The sequence below is a fragment of the Streptomyces sp. NBC_01198 genome, from assembly GCF_036010485.1.
Classification (GTDB): Bacteria; Actinomycetota; Actinomycetes; order Streptomycetales; family Streptomycetaceae; genus Actinacidiphila.
The window spans coordinates 5,169,855-5,187,650 of sequence record NZ_CP108568.1 but is presented as its reverse complement, the minus strand read 5'-3'; the positions used below and the strand labels follow the sequence as shown (position 1 = coordinate 5,187,650).

General features: G+C 73.7%; 15 protein-coding genes. 3 read left to right on the top strand and 12 right to left on the bottom strand.

The annotated features are described in order from the left end of the window. Positions 1–10 precede the first annotated feature (10 nt). Together OG702_RS23190 and OG702_RS23185 are read right to left on the bottom strand one after the other, a co-directional pair. Positions 11–685, bottom strand: a complete 675-nt coding sequence (locus OG702_RS23190) for a response regulator transcription factor (protein ID WP_327290852.1) — start codon at positions 683–685, stop codon at positions 11–13. A 106-nt stretch (positions 686–791) separates the two neighbouring features. After that, on the bottom strand, positions 792–1,295 hold the full coding sequence (locus OG702_RS23185; protein WP_327290851.1) for a carboxymuconolactone decarboxylase family protein: 504 nt from the start codon (positions 1,293–1,295) through the stop codon (positions 792–794). Positions 1,296–1,342: 47 nt separating this feature from the next. Between OG702_RS23185 and pdxR the strand changes: the two genes are divergently transcribed. Next, positions 1,343–2,794, top strand: a complete 1,452-nt coding sequence (pdxR, locus tag OG702_RS23180; protein ID WP_327290850.1) for a MocR-like pyridoxine biosynthesis transcription factor PdxR — start codon at positions 1,343–1,345, stop codon at positions 2,792–2,794. Positions 2,795–2,894: 100 nt separating this feature from the next. Here pdxR and OG702_RS23175 read toward each other — a convergent pair whose 3' ends face one another. Continuing rightward, a complete protein-coding gene (locus OG702_RS23175; protein WP_327290849.1) occupies positions 2,895–3,392 on the bottom strand; it encodes an ATP-binding protein in 498 nt (165 codons plus the stop codon). A 138-nt stretch (positions 3,393–3,530) separates the two neighbouring features. Beyond that, entirely contained in the window at positions 3,531–3,899 is a 369-nt protein-coding gene (locus tag OG702_RS23170; RefSeq protein WP_327290847.1) for an STAS domain-containing protein, read from the bottom strand. A gap of 272 nt (positions 3,900–4,171) precedes the next feature. Between OG702_RS23170 and OG702_RS23165 the strand changes: the two genes are divergently transcribed. Next, positions 4,172–5,032, top strand: a complete 861-nt coding sequence (locus tag OG702_RS23165) for an RNA polymerase sigma factor SigF (RefSeq protein WP_327290846.1) — start codon at positions 4,172–4,174, stop codon at positions 5,030–5,032. On the opposite strand, the gene hutI is transcribed toward OG702_RS23165, so the two are convergent. The 4 genes from hutI to hutU form a co-directional block, all read right to left on the bottom strand. Continuing rightward, on the bottom strand, positions 4,997–6,253 hold the full coding sequence (gene hutI / locus OG702_RS23160) for an imidazolonepropionase (RefSeq protein WP_327290845.1): 1,257 nt from the start codon (positions 6,251–6,253) through the stop codon (positions 4,997–4,999). The genes OG702_RS23165 and hutI overlap by 36 nt on opposite strands. Positions 6,254–6,351: 98 nt before the next feature. After that, entirely contained in the window at positions 6,352–7,755 is a 1,404-nt protein-coding gene (locus OG702_RS23155; protein ID WP_327290844.1) for a formimidoylglutamate deiminase, read from the bottom strand. After that, the gene (locus OG702_RS23150; protein ID WP_327293336.1) at positions 7,746–8,942 is read right to left on the bottom strand and encodes an allantoate amidohydrolase; all 1,197 of its coding nucleotides are present in this window, start codon (positions 8,940–8,942) and stop codon (positions 7,746–7,748) included. The genes OG702_RS23155 and OG702_RS23150 overlap by 10 nt, the downstream gene beginning before the upstream one ends. A gap of 32 nt (positions 8,943–8,974) precedes the next feature. Further along, positions 8,975–10,633: a urocanate hydratase gene (gene hutU / locus OG702_RS23145; RefSeq protein WP_327290842.1), complete on the bottom strand. Its 1,659-nt coding sequence runs from the start codon at positions 10,631–10,633 to the stop codon at positions 8,975–8,977. A gap of 141 nt (positions 10,634–10,774) precedes the next feature. Between hutU and OG702_RS23140 the strand changes: the two genes are divergently transcribed. After that, positions 10,775–12,094 carry a diaminopimelate decarboxylase gene (locus OG702_RS23140; RefSeq protein WP_327290841.1) on the top strand — a complete coding sequence of 440 codons (1,320 nt, stop codon included), beginning with the start codon at positions 10,775–10,777 and terminating at the stop codon, positions 12,092–12,094. Between the two features lie 7 nt (positions 12,095–12,101). Here the strand turns inward: OG702_RS23140 and OG702_RS23135 are convergent, their stop codons facing one another. From OG702_RS23135 to OG702_RS23120, 4 genes are all read right to left on the bottom strand, one after another. Beyond that, positions 12,102–12,662 carry a hypothetical protein gene (locus OG702_RS23135; protein WP_327290840.1) on the bottom strand — a complete coding sequence of 187 codons (561 nt, stop codon included), beginning with the start codon at positions 12,660–12,662 and terminating at the stop codon, positions 12,102–12,104. A gap of 254 nt (positions 12,663–12,916) precedes the next feature. Next, complete coding sequence (locus OG702_RS23130) at positions 12,917–13,786, bottom strand: MurR/RpiR family transcriptional regulator (protein WP_327290839.1); 870 nt, start codon at positions 13,784–13,786, stop codon at positions 12,917–12,919. Positions 13,787–13,964: 178 nt separating this feature from the next. Next, on the bottom strand, positions 13,965–16,160 hold the full coding sequence (locus tag OG702_RS23125; RefSeq protein ID WP_327290838.1) for an MMPL family transporter: 2,196 nt from the start codon (positions 16,158–16,160) through the stop codon (positions 13,965–13,967). A 224-nt stretch (positions 16,161–16,384) separates the two neighbouring features. Then, positions 16,385–17,752 carry an AMP-binding protein gene (locus OG702_RS23120; RefSeq protein ID WP_327290837.1) on the bottom strand — a complete coding sequence of 456 codons (1,368 nt, stop codon included), beginning with the start codon at positions 17,750–17,752 and terminating at the stop codon, positions 16,385–16,387. Positions 17,753–17,796: the final 44 nt, after the last annotated feature.

Here is a 17,796-nt window from a genome sequence, read left to right as displayed (position 1 = left end):
CGTGGGCGGGTCAGTTCTTCTCGAACCGGAAACCGACTCCGCGCACGGTGGAGATGTACCGCGGGTTGGCCGCGTCGTCGCCGAGCTTCTTGCGCAGCCAGGAGATGTGCATGTCCAGCGTCTTGGTGGAGGACCACCAGGTGGTGTCCCACACCTCGCGCATCAGCTGCTCGCGGGTGACGACCCGGCCCGCGTCCCGCACCAGCACCCGCAGCAGGTCGAACTCCTTCGCGGTGAGCTGTAGTTCGTCGTCGCCCATCCAGGCCCGGTGCGACTCGACGTCGATCCGCACCCCGTGGGTGGAGGGCTGCGCGGGCTCGGTGGTGCCGCGCCGCAGCAGGGCGCGCACCCGGGCCAGCAGCTCGGCGAGCCGGAAGGGCTTGGTCACGTAGTCGTCCGCGCCGGCGTCCAGGCCGACGACGGTGTCGACCTCGTCGGCGCGGGCGGTCAGCACCAGCACCGGGAAGGTGTGGCCCTCGGTGCGGATCCGCCGGCACACGTCGAGGCCGTCCATCCCGGGCAGGCCCAGGTCCAGCACCACCAGGTCGACGGCGCCAAGCAGCGCCGCCTCCAGCGCGGTGGGTCCGTCCTCGCGCACCTCGACCTCGTACCCCTCGCGGCGCAGTGCGCGCGCGAGGGGTTCCGAGATGGATGCGTCGTCCTCGGCCAGAAGTACGCGGGTCATGGGCTTGATGGTAGTCCGCACCCCCGGGGTGCGAGGTGGTGGTACGCCACTGTCGGTCCACGCCCCCCGGGCCGTCACGCGCCGCCGCTCCGGCGGCCCCCCGCGGTCAGGACAGCGGCCAGGGACGGGCGGTCGCGCCCAGCCTGTTCCAGGCGTTGATGACGGTGATCGCCCAGATGAGTTCGGCCAGCTCCTTGTCGTCGAACTGCGCGGCGGCGCGGGCGAAGACGTCGTCCCCGACCTGCCCGTCGGCGAGCCGGGTCACGGCCTCGGTCAGCTCCAGGCCGGCCCGCTCGCGTGCGGTGAAGAACGGGGTCTCGCGCCACACCGGCAGCGCGTGGAGGCGGCGTTCGCTCTCGCCGCCCTCCCGGGCGTCCCGCGTGTGGGTGTCCACGCAGTAGGCGCAGCCGTTCAGCTGGGAGGCGCGGGCGCGGACCAGTTCCAGCAGCGGCGCTTCCAGGCTGACGTCACGGGCGGCGGCGTCCAGCGCGTTCATGGCGCGGTTGACGTGCGGGACGAGCTTGTCCACGGCGAGGCGGACGGCGGGGACGACGAGGTCCTGGTCGGTGGCGGCTGCGGGGGTCGCGACAGCGGTGGTCTCAGTGCTCATGACTGCGAGGCTATGCAGCGAGTGGATCGTGGGTAAGGTCCACTTTCATGGACGATTCCTGGCCCACTTCGCCCGCGGCGGCCGCGGAGGAACACCGGGAGACCGGTGTCGACCTGCACCTCGACCTGCCGCCCGGCACCTCGCACGGCCGCCGGGCGGCCCTGGAGCGGGCGCTGCGCGACGCCGTGCGCCGCGGGCGGCTCGCCCCGGGCAGCCGGCTGCCGTCCAGCCGCCGGCTGGCCGCCGAGACCGGGCTGTCCCGCGGCACGGTCAAGGCCGCTTACGACCAGCTCACCGCCGAGGGCTATCTGACGGCCCGCCAGGGCTCCGGCACGGTGGTGGCCGACCGCCCGCAAGGGGCGTCGCCCCCGGCGCCCGGCCGTTCCGCGGCCGCCCGCCCGCCGCGCCACGACCTGCGCCCCGGCAGCCCGGACGTCACCTTCTTCCCGGCCTCCGGCTGGCTGCGTGCCGCCCGCCGCGCGCTGGCGGCGGTCCCGTCCGCGGCCTTCGACTACGGCGACCCGCGCGGCACGCTCCAGCTGCGGACCGCGCTGGCGGAATACCTCGGCAGAACCCGCGGGGTGGTCGCGGAGCCGGACCGGATCGTCGTCGTCTCCGGTTACGTGCAGGGCCTCGCGCTGCTGACCCGGGTGCTGGGCGAGGCACGGGGTAGCGGGCCGGTGGTCGGCATGGAGGACCCCGGGCTGCCCTTCCACCGCGAGGTGGTGCGGCGGGCGGGCGGCACGGTGGTGCCGGTGCCGGTGGACGAGCGGGGCGCGGGCGCGGATCTGCCGGAGCTGGACGCGGTGGTGCTCACCCCGGCACACCAGTACCCGACCGGGGTCCCGCTGCACCCCGCCCGCCGCCACGCGCTCACCGCGTGGGCGCGGGCGAGCGGCGGCATCCTGGTCGAGGACGACTACGACGGCGAATTCCGTTACGACAGGCAGCCGGTGGGCGCCTTGCAGGGCACCGCTCCCGACCAGGTGGTCTACCTCGGCACCGCGTCCAAGACGCTGGGGCCCGCGCTGCGGCTCGGCTGGATGGTGCTGCCGCCGCGCCTGGTGCGGCCGGTCGCGGAGGCGAAGCTCTACAGCGACTACCACACGGGCGCTGTGGGCCAGTTGACGCTGGCCGAGCTGATCGCCGAGCACGGCTACGACCGGCACGTCCGGGCTGCCCGGCTGCGCTACCGGCGCCGCCGCGACCTGCTGGTCGAGCGGCTGGCCGGCCCCGCGGGGCGCCCGGGGGTCGAGGTGCGCGGGATCGCGGCCGGCCTCCAGGCGCTGGTGAGCCTGCCGGCGGAGGGTCCCGACGAGGCGGCGGCACTGCGGCTGGCGGCGGCCGAAGGGCTCGCCGTCGGCGCGCTGGGCGGGCACTGGCACACCCCGGACGGCGCGGCCGGCCGCCCGCAGGGCCTGATCGTCGGCTACGCCACACCCGGCGAGGGGGGTTACCCCGCGGCCCTCGCCGCGCTCACCCGGGTACTGCGGGCCTGACCCGGCACCGCCGGCCTGCGAACAGACCGGCGCCCGCACGCGGACCTGATGGCGTACGGGCGAGGGCGCGGCGCGGGGCCGCTGGCGCGAGGGCTGAGCCTCAGGACGGTGCGGCGAGTTCCGCCCAGACCGTCTTGCCCGGCTGGTCGCCGTGGCGGATGACGCCCCAGTCGAGGCACAGGCGCTGGACTATGAACATGCCGTGGCCGCCCGGGCGGCCGGCCCGGTGCGGGGTACGGGGTGCGGGTTCACCGGCGCCGCTGTCGACCACTTCGAGGCGAAGGGACTTGGGGCTGCGGCGCAGCCGCAGTTCCTCGGGGCCGCCGGCGTGCAGGCAGGCGTTGGTGACCAGTTCGGACACCACGAGCAGCACGTCCTCGGCCGCGGCCTTGCGGTCGGCCGTGGCGGCGGGCAGCCAGCCCCAGTCACGGAGTGCCTGCCGGGTGAAGTCCCTCGCGCGCGGCACGATGCCGCTCTCGCCGGTGAGCTGGAGCCGTCGTGCCGACTCCGGTTCGACCGACTCGGTCTCGCCGTTGGCGGCGGGCTCGCCCGATTCCGGGCCACGGTCATCCGCGGCGAAGGGCCGGGTGGTGCTCATCTAGGCCTCACCTCACGGATGTACGACTGGGTCCGACCTTCTTCTGCCCGAAGGATCTCCCGGAACACGTCCGGGCGACCACGAAACCTCGGGTGCCGCGCGGCACCCTTCACGCCTCCCGCCCCCGTCACCATCCGGCTACTCCCGGAGTGCCTGGTCAAGGGTGTCGTGCAGGGTGAAGACCGCGTCCGCGCCGGTGATCTCCAGCACCCGGGCGACGGTCGGCCGCATTGCGGCCAGGTGCACTCCGCCGCCGCCGGCCTCGGCCCGCAGCCGCGCGCTGAGCAGGACGTTGAGCCCTGTCGAGTCGCAGAACTCCAACTGCGAGCAGTCGACCACCAGCCGGTTCGCACCACCGTCGAGGGCGGCGTCGAGCGGTCCGCTCAACAGGTCCGCCGTGTGATGGTCGAGTTCACCCGCCGGCGTGAAGACCGCGGTGTGGCCATGCTGCGCGACCTCGACGTGCAACCGGCCGAGACCGGCTGTGTCGACCGCTTCGCGGTCCATTCGCACTCCTTAGCCCTTCGTGCCGACGCGGTTCCAGACATTACGCGTTTCGCAGGTACGAGGGTAGTCGTCATGATGCCGTAGCCGTGCGGTCACGAAGCGCAGCCGGCGGCCGTTCTCACTCACGATCACATGTCGGATACGTCATGTGAACGAGGAAATGGGGTAAAACGCCCATGGCGCCCCCAGAACTTGCGACGCCCCCGGCAACAGGCGTAGGGGTGGAGGTACGGCATTGGCACAGCCAACCGCCGCTCGAAAGGGAGGACCATATGGCACCCCGGCTCGGCCTGGAGCACCACCACCATGCGCTGGAGCAGTTCGAGGGGCTTGAGGGGCTCCCGGAGATTCCCCCCTACGACGAGATCGGGCCGGTCGACGCGCGTGCCCTGTCCAAGACCCTCTTCGCCCGCCTGCACGGCCTGGAGGAGGGTACCGAGGAGTACGCCTACGTCCGCAACACGCTGGTCGAGCTCAACCTCGCCCTGGTGAAGTTCGCCGCCTCCCGGTTCCGCACCCGCAGCGAGCCGATGGAGGACATCATCCAGGTCGGCACGATCGGCCTGATCAAGGCGATCGACCGGTTCGAGCTGAGCCGCGGGGTCGAGTTCCCGACCTTCGCGATGCCGACGATCGTCGGCGAGGTCAAGCGGTTCTTCCGCGACACCAGCTGGTCGGTACGCGTTCCGCGGCGGCTGCAGGAGCTGCGGCTCGACCTGGCGAAGGCCGGCGACGAGCTGGCCCAGCAGCTGGACCGCACGCCGACCGTCCGCGAGCTGGCCGCCCGGCTCGACCTGCCGGAGGACGAGGTCATCGAGGGCATGGCCGCGAGCAACGCCTACACGGCCAGCTCGCTGGACGCCCAGCCCGCCGAGGACGACCCGGAGGGCGCGCTCGCCGACCGGATCGGCTACGAGGACCACGACCTGGAAGGCGTCGAGTACGTCGAGTCGCTCAAGCCGCTGATCGCCGGGCTGCCGCAGCGCGACCGGGCCATCCTCTCGCTGCGCTTCGTCGGCAATCTCACACAGGCCGAGATCGGCGACGAGCTGGGCATCTCGCAGATGCACGTGTCGCGGCTGCTCACCCGGACGCTGTCACGGCTGCGCCGCGGCCTGCTCGTCGAGGAGTAGTTCGCTGGTGCCGCGGAACTCGCGCAGCACACCGTCCTTCCACACCGCCGCCGCCAGGGGCACCCCCGGGCGGTAGGCCAGGTGCACGTGGCTCGGCGCGTCGAGCAGCAGCAGGTCGGCGCGGGCACCCGGGGTGATCCGGCCGATGTCCCTGCGGCGCAGCGCCTGCGCGCCGCCGTAGGTGGCGGCGTGCACCGCCTCGTCGGGGGTCATCCCCATGTCGCGGACCGCCACGGCGACGCAGAACGGCATGGACGTGGTGAAGGACGATCCGGGGTTGCAGTCGGTGGACAGCGCCACCGTCGCGCCGGCGTCGAGCAGCCGGCGGGCGTCGGGATAGCGGGCCCGGGTGGAGAACTCGGCGCCCGGCAGCAGCGTCGCCACGGTGGTGTCCGCGGCGCTCGCCAGCGCGTCGACGTCGGAGCCGGTCAGGTGGGTGCAGTGGTCGGCGGAGGCCGCGCCCAGCTCGACGGCGAGCTGCACACCGGGGCCGGGGCCGAGCTGGTTGGCGTGCACCCGGGCGATCAGGCCGCGGGACATCCCCGCGGTGAGCACCGCGCGCGCCTGGTCGCCGTCGAAGGCGCCGCGCTCGCAGAAGACGTCGACCCAGCGGGCGTGCGGGGCGCAGGCGTCCAGCATCGCGCCGGTGACCAGGGCGACGTATCCGGCCGGGTCGTCGGCGAACTCCGGGGCGACGACGTGCGCGCCGAGATAGGTGACCTCGTCGGTGTGCCGGGCGGCGATCTCCAGGGCGCGGGCCTCGTCGTAAGTGGTCAGGCCGTAACCCGACTTGGTCTCCTGGGTGGTGGTGCCCTGCCTGAGCGCCTCGGCCAGGAGGCGGGTGAGGGTGGCGTCGATCTCCGCGTCGGTGGCCGCGCGGGTGGCCTCGACCGTGGTGCGGATGCCGCCGGCGCTGTAGGGGCGGCCGGACATCCGGGCGGCGAATTCGGCGCTGCGGTCGCCGGCGAAGAGCAGGTGGGAGTGGGAGTCGACGAAGCCGGGCAGCAGCGTGCGGCCGCCCGCGTCGACCCGGTTGTCAGTGGGGGGTGCTTCGCTGGACTCACCGATCCAGGCGACGCGGTCGCCGTCGATGACGACGGCCGCGGGGCCCTGGATCAGCCCGAGGGGGGCACTGCCGGCTGCGGAGAGGGAGGGATCGTTGGTGACCAGGCTGCCGATGTGGGTGATGACCGTGCTGGTCGTCTTGCCGGTCGTCGTCATCGTTCGCGCCTTCGCTGGCCGGTGTCGGGGGGCCGGACCGGGGCCGGGGCGCGGACGGGGGGACGCGCCCGGCCCCGGCGCCGGGTCAGGGGTGGGGGTCAGGGGCGCAGGGCGCCGATCGCGGCGGCCAGCGCCGCGGGCACGTCCTGGACCAGCTGGTGCTGCCCGTCCCGGACGATCTGCCGGCCGCCCACCACGGTGTGGCGTACGTCGGCCGCCGTCGCCGCGAATACCGCGGTCTCGCCGGCCAGCCGGGCCGGCGGCCCCGCGGTGCGTACGGAGTCCAGCGCGACCGTGGTGAAGTCGGCGAGCGCGCCCGCCTCCAGCCGGCCCGCGTCGGGCCAGCCGAGGCTCGCGTGGCCGTCCTCGGTGGCCGCCCGCAGCAGCTGGGCCGCGGTCCAGTGGCCGCGGGTCCTGGCCCGCAGCCGCTCGTTGAGCTCCACCGCCCGCGCCTCCTCGAAGAGGTCGATGACGGCGTGGCTGTCGCTGCCCAGGCTCATCCGGCAGCCGGCGCGGCGCAGTTGCGGCGCCGGGCCGATGCCGTCGGCCAGGTCCCGCTCGGTGGTGGGGCACATGCAGACGGTGCTGCCCGCGCCGCCGAGCAGCGCGATGTCGCCGGCGGTCAGGTGGGTGGCGTGCACGGCGGTCGTGTTGCGCCGCCAGAAGCCCGAGTCGGACAGCAGCCGGGTCGGGCTCCGGCCGTGCAGCGCGAGGCAGGCGTCGTTCTCCGCGGTCTGCTCCGACAGGTGGACGTGGGCGGGCACCTCGGCGGTGCGCTCGGCGAAGACCCGGTAGCCGTCGCGGTCGGAGAAGGCCCGCACCGAGTGCACGGCCGCGCCGACCTTGGCGTGTCCCTCGCCCTTGAGCTGCGACCAGCGGTCGTACCAGCGGTCGGCGGTGCCGTCGCCGAAGCGCAGCTGCGGCCCTTCCAGCGGGCGGTGGCCGGTGCGGGTGAAACCGCCGTGCAGGTAGGCGGTGTCCAGCAGCGTGATCCGGATACCGGCCTCGCCGGCGGCCGCGATCAGCGCCTCGCCCATCGCGTTGGGGTTGTCGTAGGGCGTGCCGTCGAGCTGGTGGTGCAGGTAGTGGAATTCGCCGACGCCGGTGATGCCGGCCAGCGCCATCTCGGCGTAGACGGCGCGGGCGAGGGTGAAGTAGCTGTCCGGGTCGAGGGCCGTCGCGACGTCGTACATGACGTCGCGCCAGCTCCAGAAGGACGTCGGCGCCGACAGCGCGCCTGCGGCCCGCCCGGCGCCGGGGCGCGCGACGGCTCCCGGGTCCGAGCCGATCTGCGCGCTGCCACGGAGTGCCCGGTGGAAGGCGTGGCTGTGGGCGTTGGCCAGGCCGGGCAGGGTCAGGCCGCGCAGCACCACGGCGTCGGCGGGCGGGTGTTCTACTCCAGCGCGGACCTCGGCGATCCGGTCGTCGGCCACGGTCAGGACGATGCCCGGTTCGGCGTGTGTGCCGAGCCAGGCGTGTTCCAGCCAGTACGTCACCTGCACGCGAGACCTTCCAATACGTCGGCGAGCGCGGACACTCCGGCGAGACAGTCGTCCTCGGCCGCGCTTTCTGCCGGGGAGTGCGAGACGCCGGTGGGGTTGCGTACGAACAGCATGGCGGTCGGAACGGCCGCGGAGAGGATTCCGGCGTCGTGTCCCGCGCCCGTCGGCAGGACGGGTGCAGGCGCACCCGCTCCGAGCAGGGCGGCAATCCGATCGCGCAGGTCATGGGCGAATTCCACCACCGGGGTGAACGACTCGCGGACGACCCGCACATCGACCCCGTCGCGGGCGCCGCGCTCCCTGGCCGCCAGCTCGATCGAGGCCACCAGCCCGGCCAGCGTGTCCTCGTCCGCGGCCCGCGAATCCAGCCAGCCGCGGACCAGCGAGGCGATGGCGTTGACGCCGTTGGGCTCCACCGCGACCTTGCCGAAGGTCGCCAGCGCGCCCGCCAGCCGGGCCTTCTTCCTGGCGGCGAGCACCGTGATGGCGTAGGTGAGCATCGGGTCGTGGCGGTCCTGGAGCCGGGTGGTGCCCGCGTGGTTGGCCTCGCCGCGGAAGTCGAAGCGCCAGCGGCCGTGCGGCCAGATCGCCGAGGCGACACCGACCGGCCGGCCGAGCAGGTCCAGGGCCCGGCCCTGCTCGACATGCAGCTCGACGAAGGCGCCGACGCGGGCCAGCCGTTCGGGGTCGGGGCCGATCGCGTCCGGGTCCTGCCCGGCCTTCTCCATCGCCCGGGCGAGGCTGACACCGTCGGCGTCGAGCAGCTCCCTGGCGTCCCGCGGGGTCAGGCCGCCCGCGGTCAGCCGGGAGCCGACGCAGGCCAGGCCGAAGCGGGCGCCCTCCTCGTCCACGAAGTTGACGACTCCCAGCGGCCGCGCCGGGCGGGCGCCGCGGTCGCGCAGCTCGTCGAGGGCGGCGAAGGACGAGACCACGCCGAGCGGCCCGTCGAAGGCGCCCCCGTCGGGGACGGAGTCCAGGTGGGAGCCGGTGACGACGGCGTCGCCCGCCGCGGGATCGCCGAGCCAGGCCCACTGGTTGCCGTTGCGGTCCGTCTCGTAGGCCAGGCCGCGGTCCTCGGCCTGCGCGCGGAACCACTCCCGGCAGTCCGCGTCGGCCGGCGTCCAGGCGTAGCGGCGGTAGCCGCCGGACCCGGCGTGCCGGCCGATCGGGGCCAGCTCCCGCCACATCGCGGCGAAGCCGGCCCCCGCAGCGGTGTCGGTCACGAGGATTCCCGCATCGGGATCCGGACGTCCCGCTCGGCGGCGACCTCGGCGGCCCGGTCGTAGCCGGCGTCGACATGGCGGATGACGCCCATACCGGGGTCGTTGGTGAGCACCCGGCGGATCTTCTCCCCTGCCAGCGCGGTGCCGTCGGCGACGGTGACCTGGCCGGCGTGGATGCTGCGGCCGATGCCGACGCCGCCGCCATGGTGGATCGAGACCCAGGAGGCACCGGAGGCGACGTTGACCATGGCGTTGAGCAGCGGCCAGTCGGCGATGGCGTCGGAGCCGTCGAGCATCGCCTCGGTCTCCCGGTAGGGGGAGGCGACGGACCCGGCGTCGAGGTGGTCGCGGCCGATCACGATCGGCGCCTTCAGCGTGCCGTCGGCGACCATCTCGTTGAACCGCTCGCCCGCCCGGTCGCGTTCGCCGTAGCCGAGCCAGCAGATCCGGGCGGGCAGGCCCTGGAACTGGACGCGCTCGCCGGCCAGCTTGATCCAGCGGGCCAGCGACTCGTTCTCCGGGAAGAGGTCGAGGATGGCGCGGTCGGTGTGGTGGATGTCGGCGGGGTCGCCGGACAGCGCCGCCCAGCGGAAGGGGCCCTTGCCCTCGCTGAACAGCGGGCGGATGTAGGCCGGGACGAAGCCGGGGAAGGCGAAGGCCCGCTCGTAGCCGGCGAGCTGCGCCTCGCCGCGGATGGAGTTGCCGTAGTCGAAGACCTCGGCGCCGGCGTCCTGGAAGCCGACCATCGCCTCCACGTGCCGGGCCATCGACTCGCGGGCGCGCTGGGTGAATTCAGCGGGCTTGGCGGCGGCGTATTCGGCCATGTCGGCGTGCTCGACGCCGAGCGGGAGGTAGGCCAGCGGGTCGTGGGCCGACGTCTGGTCGGTGACGATGTCGATGGGCGCCCCCATGGCGAGCAGCTGCGGCACCAGCTCGGCCGCGTTGCCCAGGACGCCGATGGACAGCGGGCGGCGGGCGTCGCGGGCCTCGGTGGCCAGCCGCAGCGCGTGGTCGAGGGAGTCGGCGCGCACGTCGAGGTAGCGGTGCTCGATCCGGCGTTCGATGGCCCGCGGGTCGACGTCGACGCAGAGGGCCACGCCGCCGTTCATGGTGACGGCGAGCGGCTGGGCGCCGCCCATGCCGCCGAGCCCGGCGGTCAGGGTGATCGTGCCGGCCAGCGAGCCGTCGAAGCGCTTGGCGGCGACCGCGGCGAAGGTCTCGTAGGTGCCCTGCAGGATGCCCTGGGTGCCGATGTAGATCCACGAGCCCGCGGTCATCTGGCCGTACATCGTCAGGCCAAGCGCTTCGAGGCGGCGGAACTCCTCCCAGGTGGCCCAGTCGCCGACCAGGTTGGAGTTGGCGATCAGCACGCGGGGCGCCCACTCGTGGGTCTGCATGACGCCGACCGGGCGGCCGGACTGGACGAGCATCGTCTCGTCCTGCTTCAGGCCGCGCAGGGTGCGGACCATCGCGTCGAAGGAGTTCCAGTCGCGGGCGGCCTTGCCGGTGCCGCCGTAGACGACGAGCTTGTCGGGGTGCTCGGCCACCTCGGGGTCGAGGTTGTTCTGCAGCATGCGCAGCGCGGCTTCCTGCTGCCAGCCCAGGGCGCTCAGTTCCGTACCGCGCGGCGCGCGTACCGGCCTCGGTCCCGTCATCGGTGCGGCCTCCTCGTCATGGCATTGGATATTCACATCCTGGCCAGCTGAATAGCCCTAGTCAACAAGGCCGCGCCTCGCGGGCCGGGGCGGCGCGGTCGCGGTGGCGGCCCGCCCGGCCGGGATGGTGGGATGGCCTGCATGACGGACGAGGCGGCGGTACGCAGGGACGACGCGCTGCGCAGGGCGGTGGAGATCGGCCTGGTCAGCGAGGCAGAACCGGTCGTCGGGCTGCTGGACATCGCCGGCATCCGGCGGGCGGCGACCTCCCTGCACGCGGCCTTCGCCACCCCCGGGGTGGCCGTCCAGCACACCTTCGCGGTCAAGGCCGCGGCCCTGGTGCCGGTGCTGGCGCTGCTCGGGCAGTACGGCCTCGGCGCGGAGGTGGCCAGCCCCGGCGAGCTGGCGCTGGCCCGCGCCGCCGGCATCCCGCCGGAACGCACCGTGCTGGACTCGCCCGCCAAGACCACCGCGGAACTGCGCGAGGCGCTGGCGCTGGGTATCGCCGTCAACGCCGACAACCCGCAGGAGATCGCCAGGATCGACGCGCTGCTGGCGGCCGCGCCCTCCGCCTCGCCCATCGGGCTGCGGGTCAACCCGCAGGTCGGCGGCGGCAGCATCGACGCGATGAGCACCGCGACCACCACCTCCAAATTCGGCGTGGCGCTCCGCGACCCGGGCGCCGAGGACTGGGTGCTGCGCACCTACGCCGAGCGGCCCTGGCTGAACCGCCTGCACACCCACACCGGGTCCCAGGGCGTGCCGCTGCCGCTGATGGCCGCCGGGGTCAGGGCCGCCTACGACCTGGCGGAGCGGATCAACGCCGCCGTCGGCCGCCGGCAGGTCACCGTGCTGGACATCGGCGGGGGCCTGCCGGTCAACTTCGGCTCCGACGCCATCACACCCGGCTTCGGCGACTACGCCGGCCTGCTGCGCGCCACCGTCCCCGGGCTCTTCGACGGGCGCTACGGCATCGTGACCGAATTCGGCCGCGCGCTGCTCGCCAAGCACGGCACCGTCCTCGCCCGGGTCGAGTACGCCAAGTCCGCCGGCGGCCGGCCGATCGCGGTCAGCCACGCCGGTGCGCAGGTCGCCACCCGCACCGTCTTCGCGCCGGACGCCTGGCCGCTGCGGGTCCTCGCCCTGGACCCGGCGGGCCGCCGCAAGAGCGGCGACCCGGTGGTCCAGGACGTGGCGGGACCCTGCTGCTTCGCCGGCGACCTCGTCGCCCGCGGCCGGGCGCTGCCCCGGCTGGACGCCGGCGACCATGTCGCGCTGCTGGACACCGGCGCCTACTACTTCTCGACGCACTTCGCCTACAACTCGCTGCCCCGGCCTGCCGTCTGGGCCTACACCGCGGCCCGCGGCGCGGCGCCCCCCTTCGCCGCGGTCCGGCCGCCGCAGACCCTCGCCGACCTCCTCGCGGAGAGCGGCGCGGGACTGCCGCCGCTGGTCCCCTGAGCCGGTGTCAGGCCCGGGCCGGGCGCCCTGACCTGCGGCGGGCGCCGCCGGGGGCGGCGTCGCCCGCGGCTATGCCGGTGAGCTGGTAGGCGGCCGGGTCGCCGTCGGGGCGGATCCACAGCAGCGCGTCCTTGCCCCGTTCGATCCTGGCCAGCCGCAGCGACCTGGCGAACAGCCCGGCACCGACACCGCCGAGGAGCATGCCGCCCGCGCAGGGCAGCAGCAGCGAGGAGGCGGCCGCGACGACGAAGGCGGCCGCCAGCCACCACCGGCGGCGGCGCAGCCAGGTGCGCGCGGTCACCTTGCGGTCCTGCAGGAAGACCGACTTCGCCGCCTTGGTCGCTGCCCGGGCGCGGGCGGTGTGCCGGCCGCCGCGTATCAGGAACGCGGCCACCGCCGCGATGACGAAGAGCGCCGCACCGGCCAGCACGCCGATCCGCCGCCCGGTCGGACTGAACGTCACCGCCGTCCCGGGTACGGCCGCGACGACTCCCAGCCACCACAGCCAGGTCCCCGCCGTCCGTACCGTCACCGCCACCCGCGCCAATGTGTAGGCCCCGCGCACCACGTCGCGCCTCCTCCTCCGCCGTGCCCAGGGCACGGCATCGCCTGACAAGTGCTGGGGAGGCTACTTCGGAATTCTCAGATTTTCGTTAAGACGTACGGATTCCGGTCGCCATCCGGCCACCGCACGGACCGGCGCCCGGTCACCGCAACGGGCCGGCGCGTGGTCACCGCACGGTCAGGACCCGGCCGCTCCACGGACCGGCACCCGGTCACTCAACCGTCAGGCGCGTGGCCACCCCACCGTCAGGCGCCCGGTCACTCCACGAAGATCCCGCGGGCCGCGGCCTGCGCGTCGAACTCCTCGAGCCGCGCCTGCGCCTCCGGCAGCGCGTCGCACATCGACTCCAGCAGCGCCCGGCCGAGCAGCATCGGCGCGCACGCGGTGTCGAACGCCAGCCCGGTCCCGACGGCGGCCGGCAGCAGCAGGTCGCTGTGCGCGGCGACCGGCGCGAACGCGCTGTCGGCGACGGTGACCACGGTCAGCCCCGCCCCCCGCGCGTGGGCCAGCGCGTCGATCACCTCCCGGGGGTGCCGGGGCAGCGCGAAGCACAGCAGCGCGCCCGCCCCGGCCCGCACCACCGCGTCGATCCGGTCGGCGAGCATCGTGCCGCCCTCGTCCAGCAGCCGCACGTCCGGGTGGACCTTGGCCGCGAAGTAGGCGAAGCCGCGCGCCTGCGCCCCGGCCGCGCGCAGCCCGAGCACCGGCAGCGGCACAGAGCCGGCGAGCAGCGCACCGGCGCGGGCGACCGGCGCCGGGTCGGCGAGCAGCGCGGCCAGATGCCGCAGATTCTCGATCTCGGCGTGCACCGCCTGCTGGTACTCGTTGCAGGCCGCGGTCTCCGGTGCGGCGGAGGCGGGCGCCACCTCGCGCAGATGCCGGCGCAGCGCCGGGTAGCCGTCGAAGCCGAGCGCCACCGCGAACCGGGTCACCGACGGCTGGCTGACGCCCGCGAGTTCGGCCACCTCCACGCTGGACAGGAACGGGGCGTCGGCGGCCCTGCGCACCAGGCTGTGCGCGATCCTGCGCTGGGTGGGGGTCAGCCGGTGCGCCTCGAAGAGCTTCAGCAGCCGGCCCGCGGCGCCGCCGCCCGCGGTCCCGTTCTCGCCCCCGGCCCCGTTGCTCATCGCCGTCCCCTCCCTGACCCCGTCCACCGGCACTTATTCACTCGCCCAAGACTCTGCATGACGGTATGCAATTCGGGCAAGAGCCGCGACCATGCCCGTGACAACCGGCAGGGCCGGACAGGTGATCGACACCTGTCCGGCCCTGTGGACGTCCCGGCCGCGGCCGGGAACCCGCGGCTCAGCGCTGCTGGGACGGATCCAGCTCCGGGTCACGCGGTCCGCCGGGGCCGTACGGTCCGCCGACACCGGCCGTGACCTCGGGAGCGGCCGCGGGCGGCTCGGTGGCCCGGTCGGCGTGTCCGGGCCACCAGGCGGCGTGGCCGATCAGCGCGGTGAGGCTCGGCGTGAAGAACATCGCCATCACGAAGGCGGCCATCACGATGCCGAAGGCGACCGCGAAGCCCATCTGCGTGAGGAAGGCGTTCCCCGAGAGCATCAGCGTGCCGAAGGTCGCCGCCAGGATCAGGCCGGCCGCGCCGATCGTCGGACCGGCGTGCCGCAGCGCCATGCTCGCCGCCTCCCGCGGGTCGCGGCCCTCCTTGGCCTCTTCTCTGAGCCGGGCGATCATCAGGATGTTGTAGTCCGTGCCGATGGCTACCACGAACAGATACATGATGATCGGCAGCAGGAAGATCAGCCCGTCGCCGCGGCCGAAGATCAGCACCGTCGTGCCGAGCGTCGCGCCGAAGCCGAGGCCGACCGACGCGATCAGGTACCAGGGCGCGACCACGCTGCGCAGCAGCAGCCCCAGGATCAGCATGATGAGCACCGCGGCGACCGGGAAGACCGTGCGGTAGTCGTGGTTCACCGCCGCGTTGATGTCCTTGAAGATCGACGATGAGCCGCCGACGAAGGCCTCGCTCCCGGGCGGCGCGTTGTCGTGCGCGACCGTCCTGACGTCGCCGACCGCCTTGATCGCCCGGTCGCTGGCGGACTCGTACTTGAGCGTGACGGTGAAGTTGGCCGTGGTGCCGGCCTTGTTCAGGTCGGTCTTCTGGTTGAAGGTGACCTCCGCGACGCCGTCGGCCCCGCGCAGCTTGTCGGCGTACGCGCCGAAGTCGGCCTTCAGCGGCTTGTCGCCGGTGCTGGTGAGGTAGACGTTGGTCGGCTCGGCCGCGCCCGCGGAGTAGCCCTTGGACAGGGTGTCCTGGACGACCATCGACTCCTTGGTCTTCGGGATCGAGCCGGACGCCAGGTCGTAGGACGCCTTGTAGCCCAGGGTGCCGAGTGCGAGCAGCACCATCACCAGGCCGGAGACGATCGCCACCATCCCGGACCTGCGGCCGACCAGCCTGCCGATGGCGGCGAAGCGGGTGCCGGTGGGCTCCTGGTGCCACTTCTTGCCCGGCCAGAACAGTGCCCGCGGCGGGATCAGCGAGCAGATCGCCGGGAAGAGTGTCAGGCCGGCCACCAGCGTCACGGCGACCAGGATGGCCAGCGCCGGGCCGAGCTGGGTGAGGAAGCCCAGGGTGGACAGCGCCAGGGCGCAGAAGGCGATGATCACCGCGCCGGCCGCCGAGGCGATGGCCTCGCCGACCCGGGTGACGCTGTTGATCATCGCTTCCTTGGGTTCGTCACCCGCCCGCAGCCGTTCCCGGTAGCGGAACATCAGGAAGAGGAAGTAGTCGGTGCCGACGCCGAGGACCACCACGATCAGCAGCGCGGAGATCGAGCTGTTGGCCTGGAGTCCGAAGACCTTGGTCGCGTCGGCGATGAGCGCGTTGGCGACGGTGAAGACCACGCCGAGCAGCAGCACAAGGGGCATGATCGCCACCAGTGGCGAGCGGAAGATGATCAGCAGCGTGACGATGATGATCAGCAGGGAGCCGAACAGCGCCACCGCGTCGGAGGTCTTGCCCGCGTCCTGCTGGTCGAGGTTCTGCGCCGCCTGACCGCCGACCTGCACCTTCAGTCCGGTGCCCTTGGCCAGCGCCGTGGAGTCGTCACGCAGCGCCTTGGCCGCGTCGGCCTGCTTGGGCTGGCCCTGCGACTCCTTGTCCATCTGCACCAGCGCGGTCTGGAACCTGCCGTCCTTGGACGGGGTGCCGTCGGTCACCTTCTGGACCTGGTCGATCTTCTTCTGACCGAGTCCGGTGGTGATCTTGGCGATGTCGGCCTTGTCGGCCGCCGTCAGCCTGCCCTGGTCGGCGCGCTGGTAGAGCACGATCGCGGACGGGGTGAAGGCCGAGGGGAAGGCCTTCTCCTGCAGGTCCATGGCCTTGATGGATTCGTAACTGCTGGGCAGGAAGCTGCTCTCGTCGCTGTTGGACGGCAGGCTGGGCGCCGTCGCGATGATCGCGACCGCCGCGATCAGCCACGCGACGATGGTCCATACGGGATGGCGGACGACTGTGCGTCCAATGCGGTGGAACATGCGGTGCTGCCTCCATGGCAGGACGTATCACCGCCACCCTTCGGAGCGGGACCGGGGTATTGGCGACCCGGGCGGTCGGGGTGGACCGCCCGGTGGGTACGGGCATCGTTGTCTGAGGCAACAGCTTACTTGCCGCCCGGCTAGGAGCAAGTCCGGGGTCCGGCGGCCGGCGGTCCGCGGCGGACCGCCGGACCACCAGGTCCGCGCCCCTACCCCTATCCCGGTCAGGCCGGGGGCAGCAACCGCTTTTGCGGCTTGCCCATGGCGTTGCGCGGCAGTTCGGCCAGGAAGCGGACCCTGCGCGGCCGCTTGTGGACCGACAGCCGGGCGGCCACGAAGTCGGTCAGCTCCGCGGCGCTCACCCCGTCGGCCACCACGTAGGCGACGATCTCCTGCCCCAGATCCGGATGCGGCGCCCCGACGACGGCCGCCTCCCGTACCGCCGGATGGTCGAGCAGGGCGTTCTCCACCTCGCCCGCCCCGATCCGGTACCCGCCGGACTTGATCAGGTCGGTCGAGGCCCGCCCGACAATCCGGTGGGTGCCGTCCGCCTCGATCGCCGCGATGTCGCCGGTACGGAACCAGCCGTCCGCGGTGTACGCCGCCGCCGTCGCCTCCGGCCGCCCCAGATAGCCGTCGAAGAGGGTGGGGCCTTTCACCTGGAGTTCACCGACGCCGTCGGCGGGGTCGGCGATCCGGGTGGCGATCCCGGGCAGCGCGGTGCCGACCGCGCCCGGCCTGCGCGCGCCCGCCGCCCGGGCGCTGACGGTGATCAGTGTCTCCGTCATGCCGTATCGCTCCACCGGCTCGTGGCCGGTCAGCGCCCGCAGGTCGCGGAAGACCGGGGCGGGCAGCGGCGCGCTGCCCGACACCAGCAGCCTGGCCCCGGCCAGCGCCCTGGCGGCGGCCTCGTCGCGCGCCACCCGGTGCCAGACGGTGGGCACCCCGAAGTAGAGGCTGCCACCGGCCGCCGCGTAGGCCTGCGGGGTGGGCCTGCCGGTGTGCACCAGCCGACTGCCGGTGCGCAGGGCGCCCAGCACGCCGAGCACCAGGCCGTGCACGTGGAACAGCGGCAGTCCGTGGACCAGGGTGTCGTCCGCCGTCCATTGCCACGCCTGCGCCACTGCGTCGAGGTCGGCCGCGATCGCCGCCCGCGAGATCAGCACGCCCTTGGGCGGCCCGGTCGTGCCGGAGGTGTAGAGCACCAGGGCGGCGCCCTTGAACGGCGCCCGGTCCGTACGCCCCCGCGCCGCGTCCGTGCCCGGCGCGGGGACGTGGGCGCGTTCCGCGAAGTCCACCGCCAGCACCTCGGCGCCGGAATCGCGCAGGATGTGCTCGCTCTCGGCGGGGCCGGCGTCCGGCGCCAGCGGCACCACGGGCACGCCGGCGAGCAGCCCGCCGACCACCGCGGCGACCGTCTCCAGGGACGCGGTGGCACTGACCGCGAAGGCCTGCGCCCCCGCCACCCGCCGGGCGACCGCGCCTGCCGCCCCCAGCAGGTCCTCGTACGAGCACTTCCGCCCGTCGACTGTCAGCGCGTCCGCCCGGTCGGCGCCCCCCTGAAGGGCGGTCAGCAGCGGTACGTCGGCCATGGCTGGACCTCCTGGGAACGGCTGGCCCCCGGGCGGAATCGGGG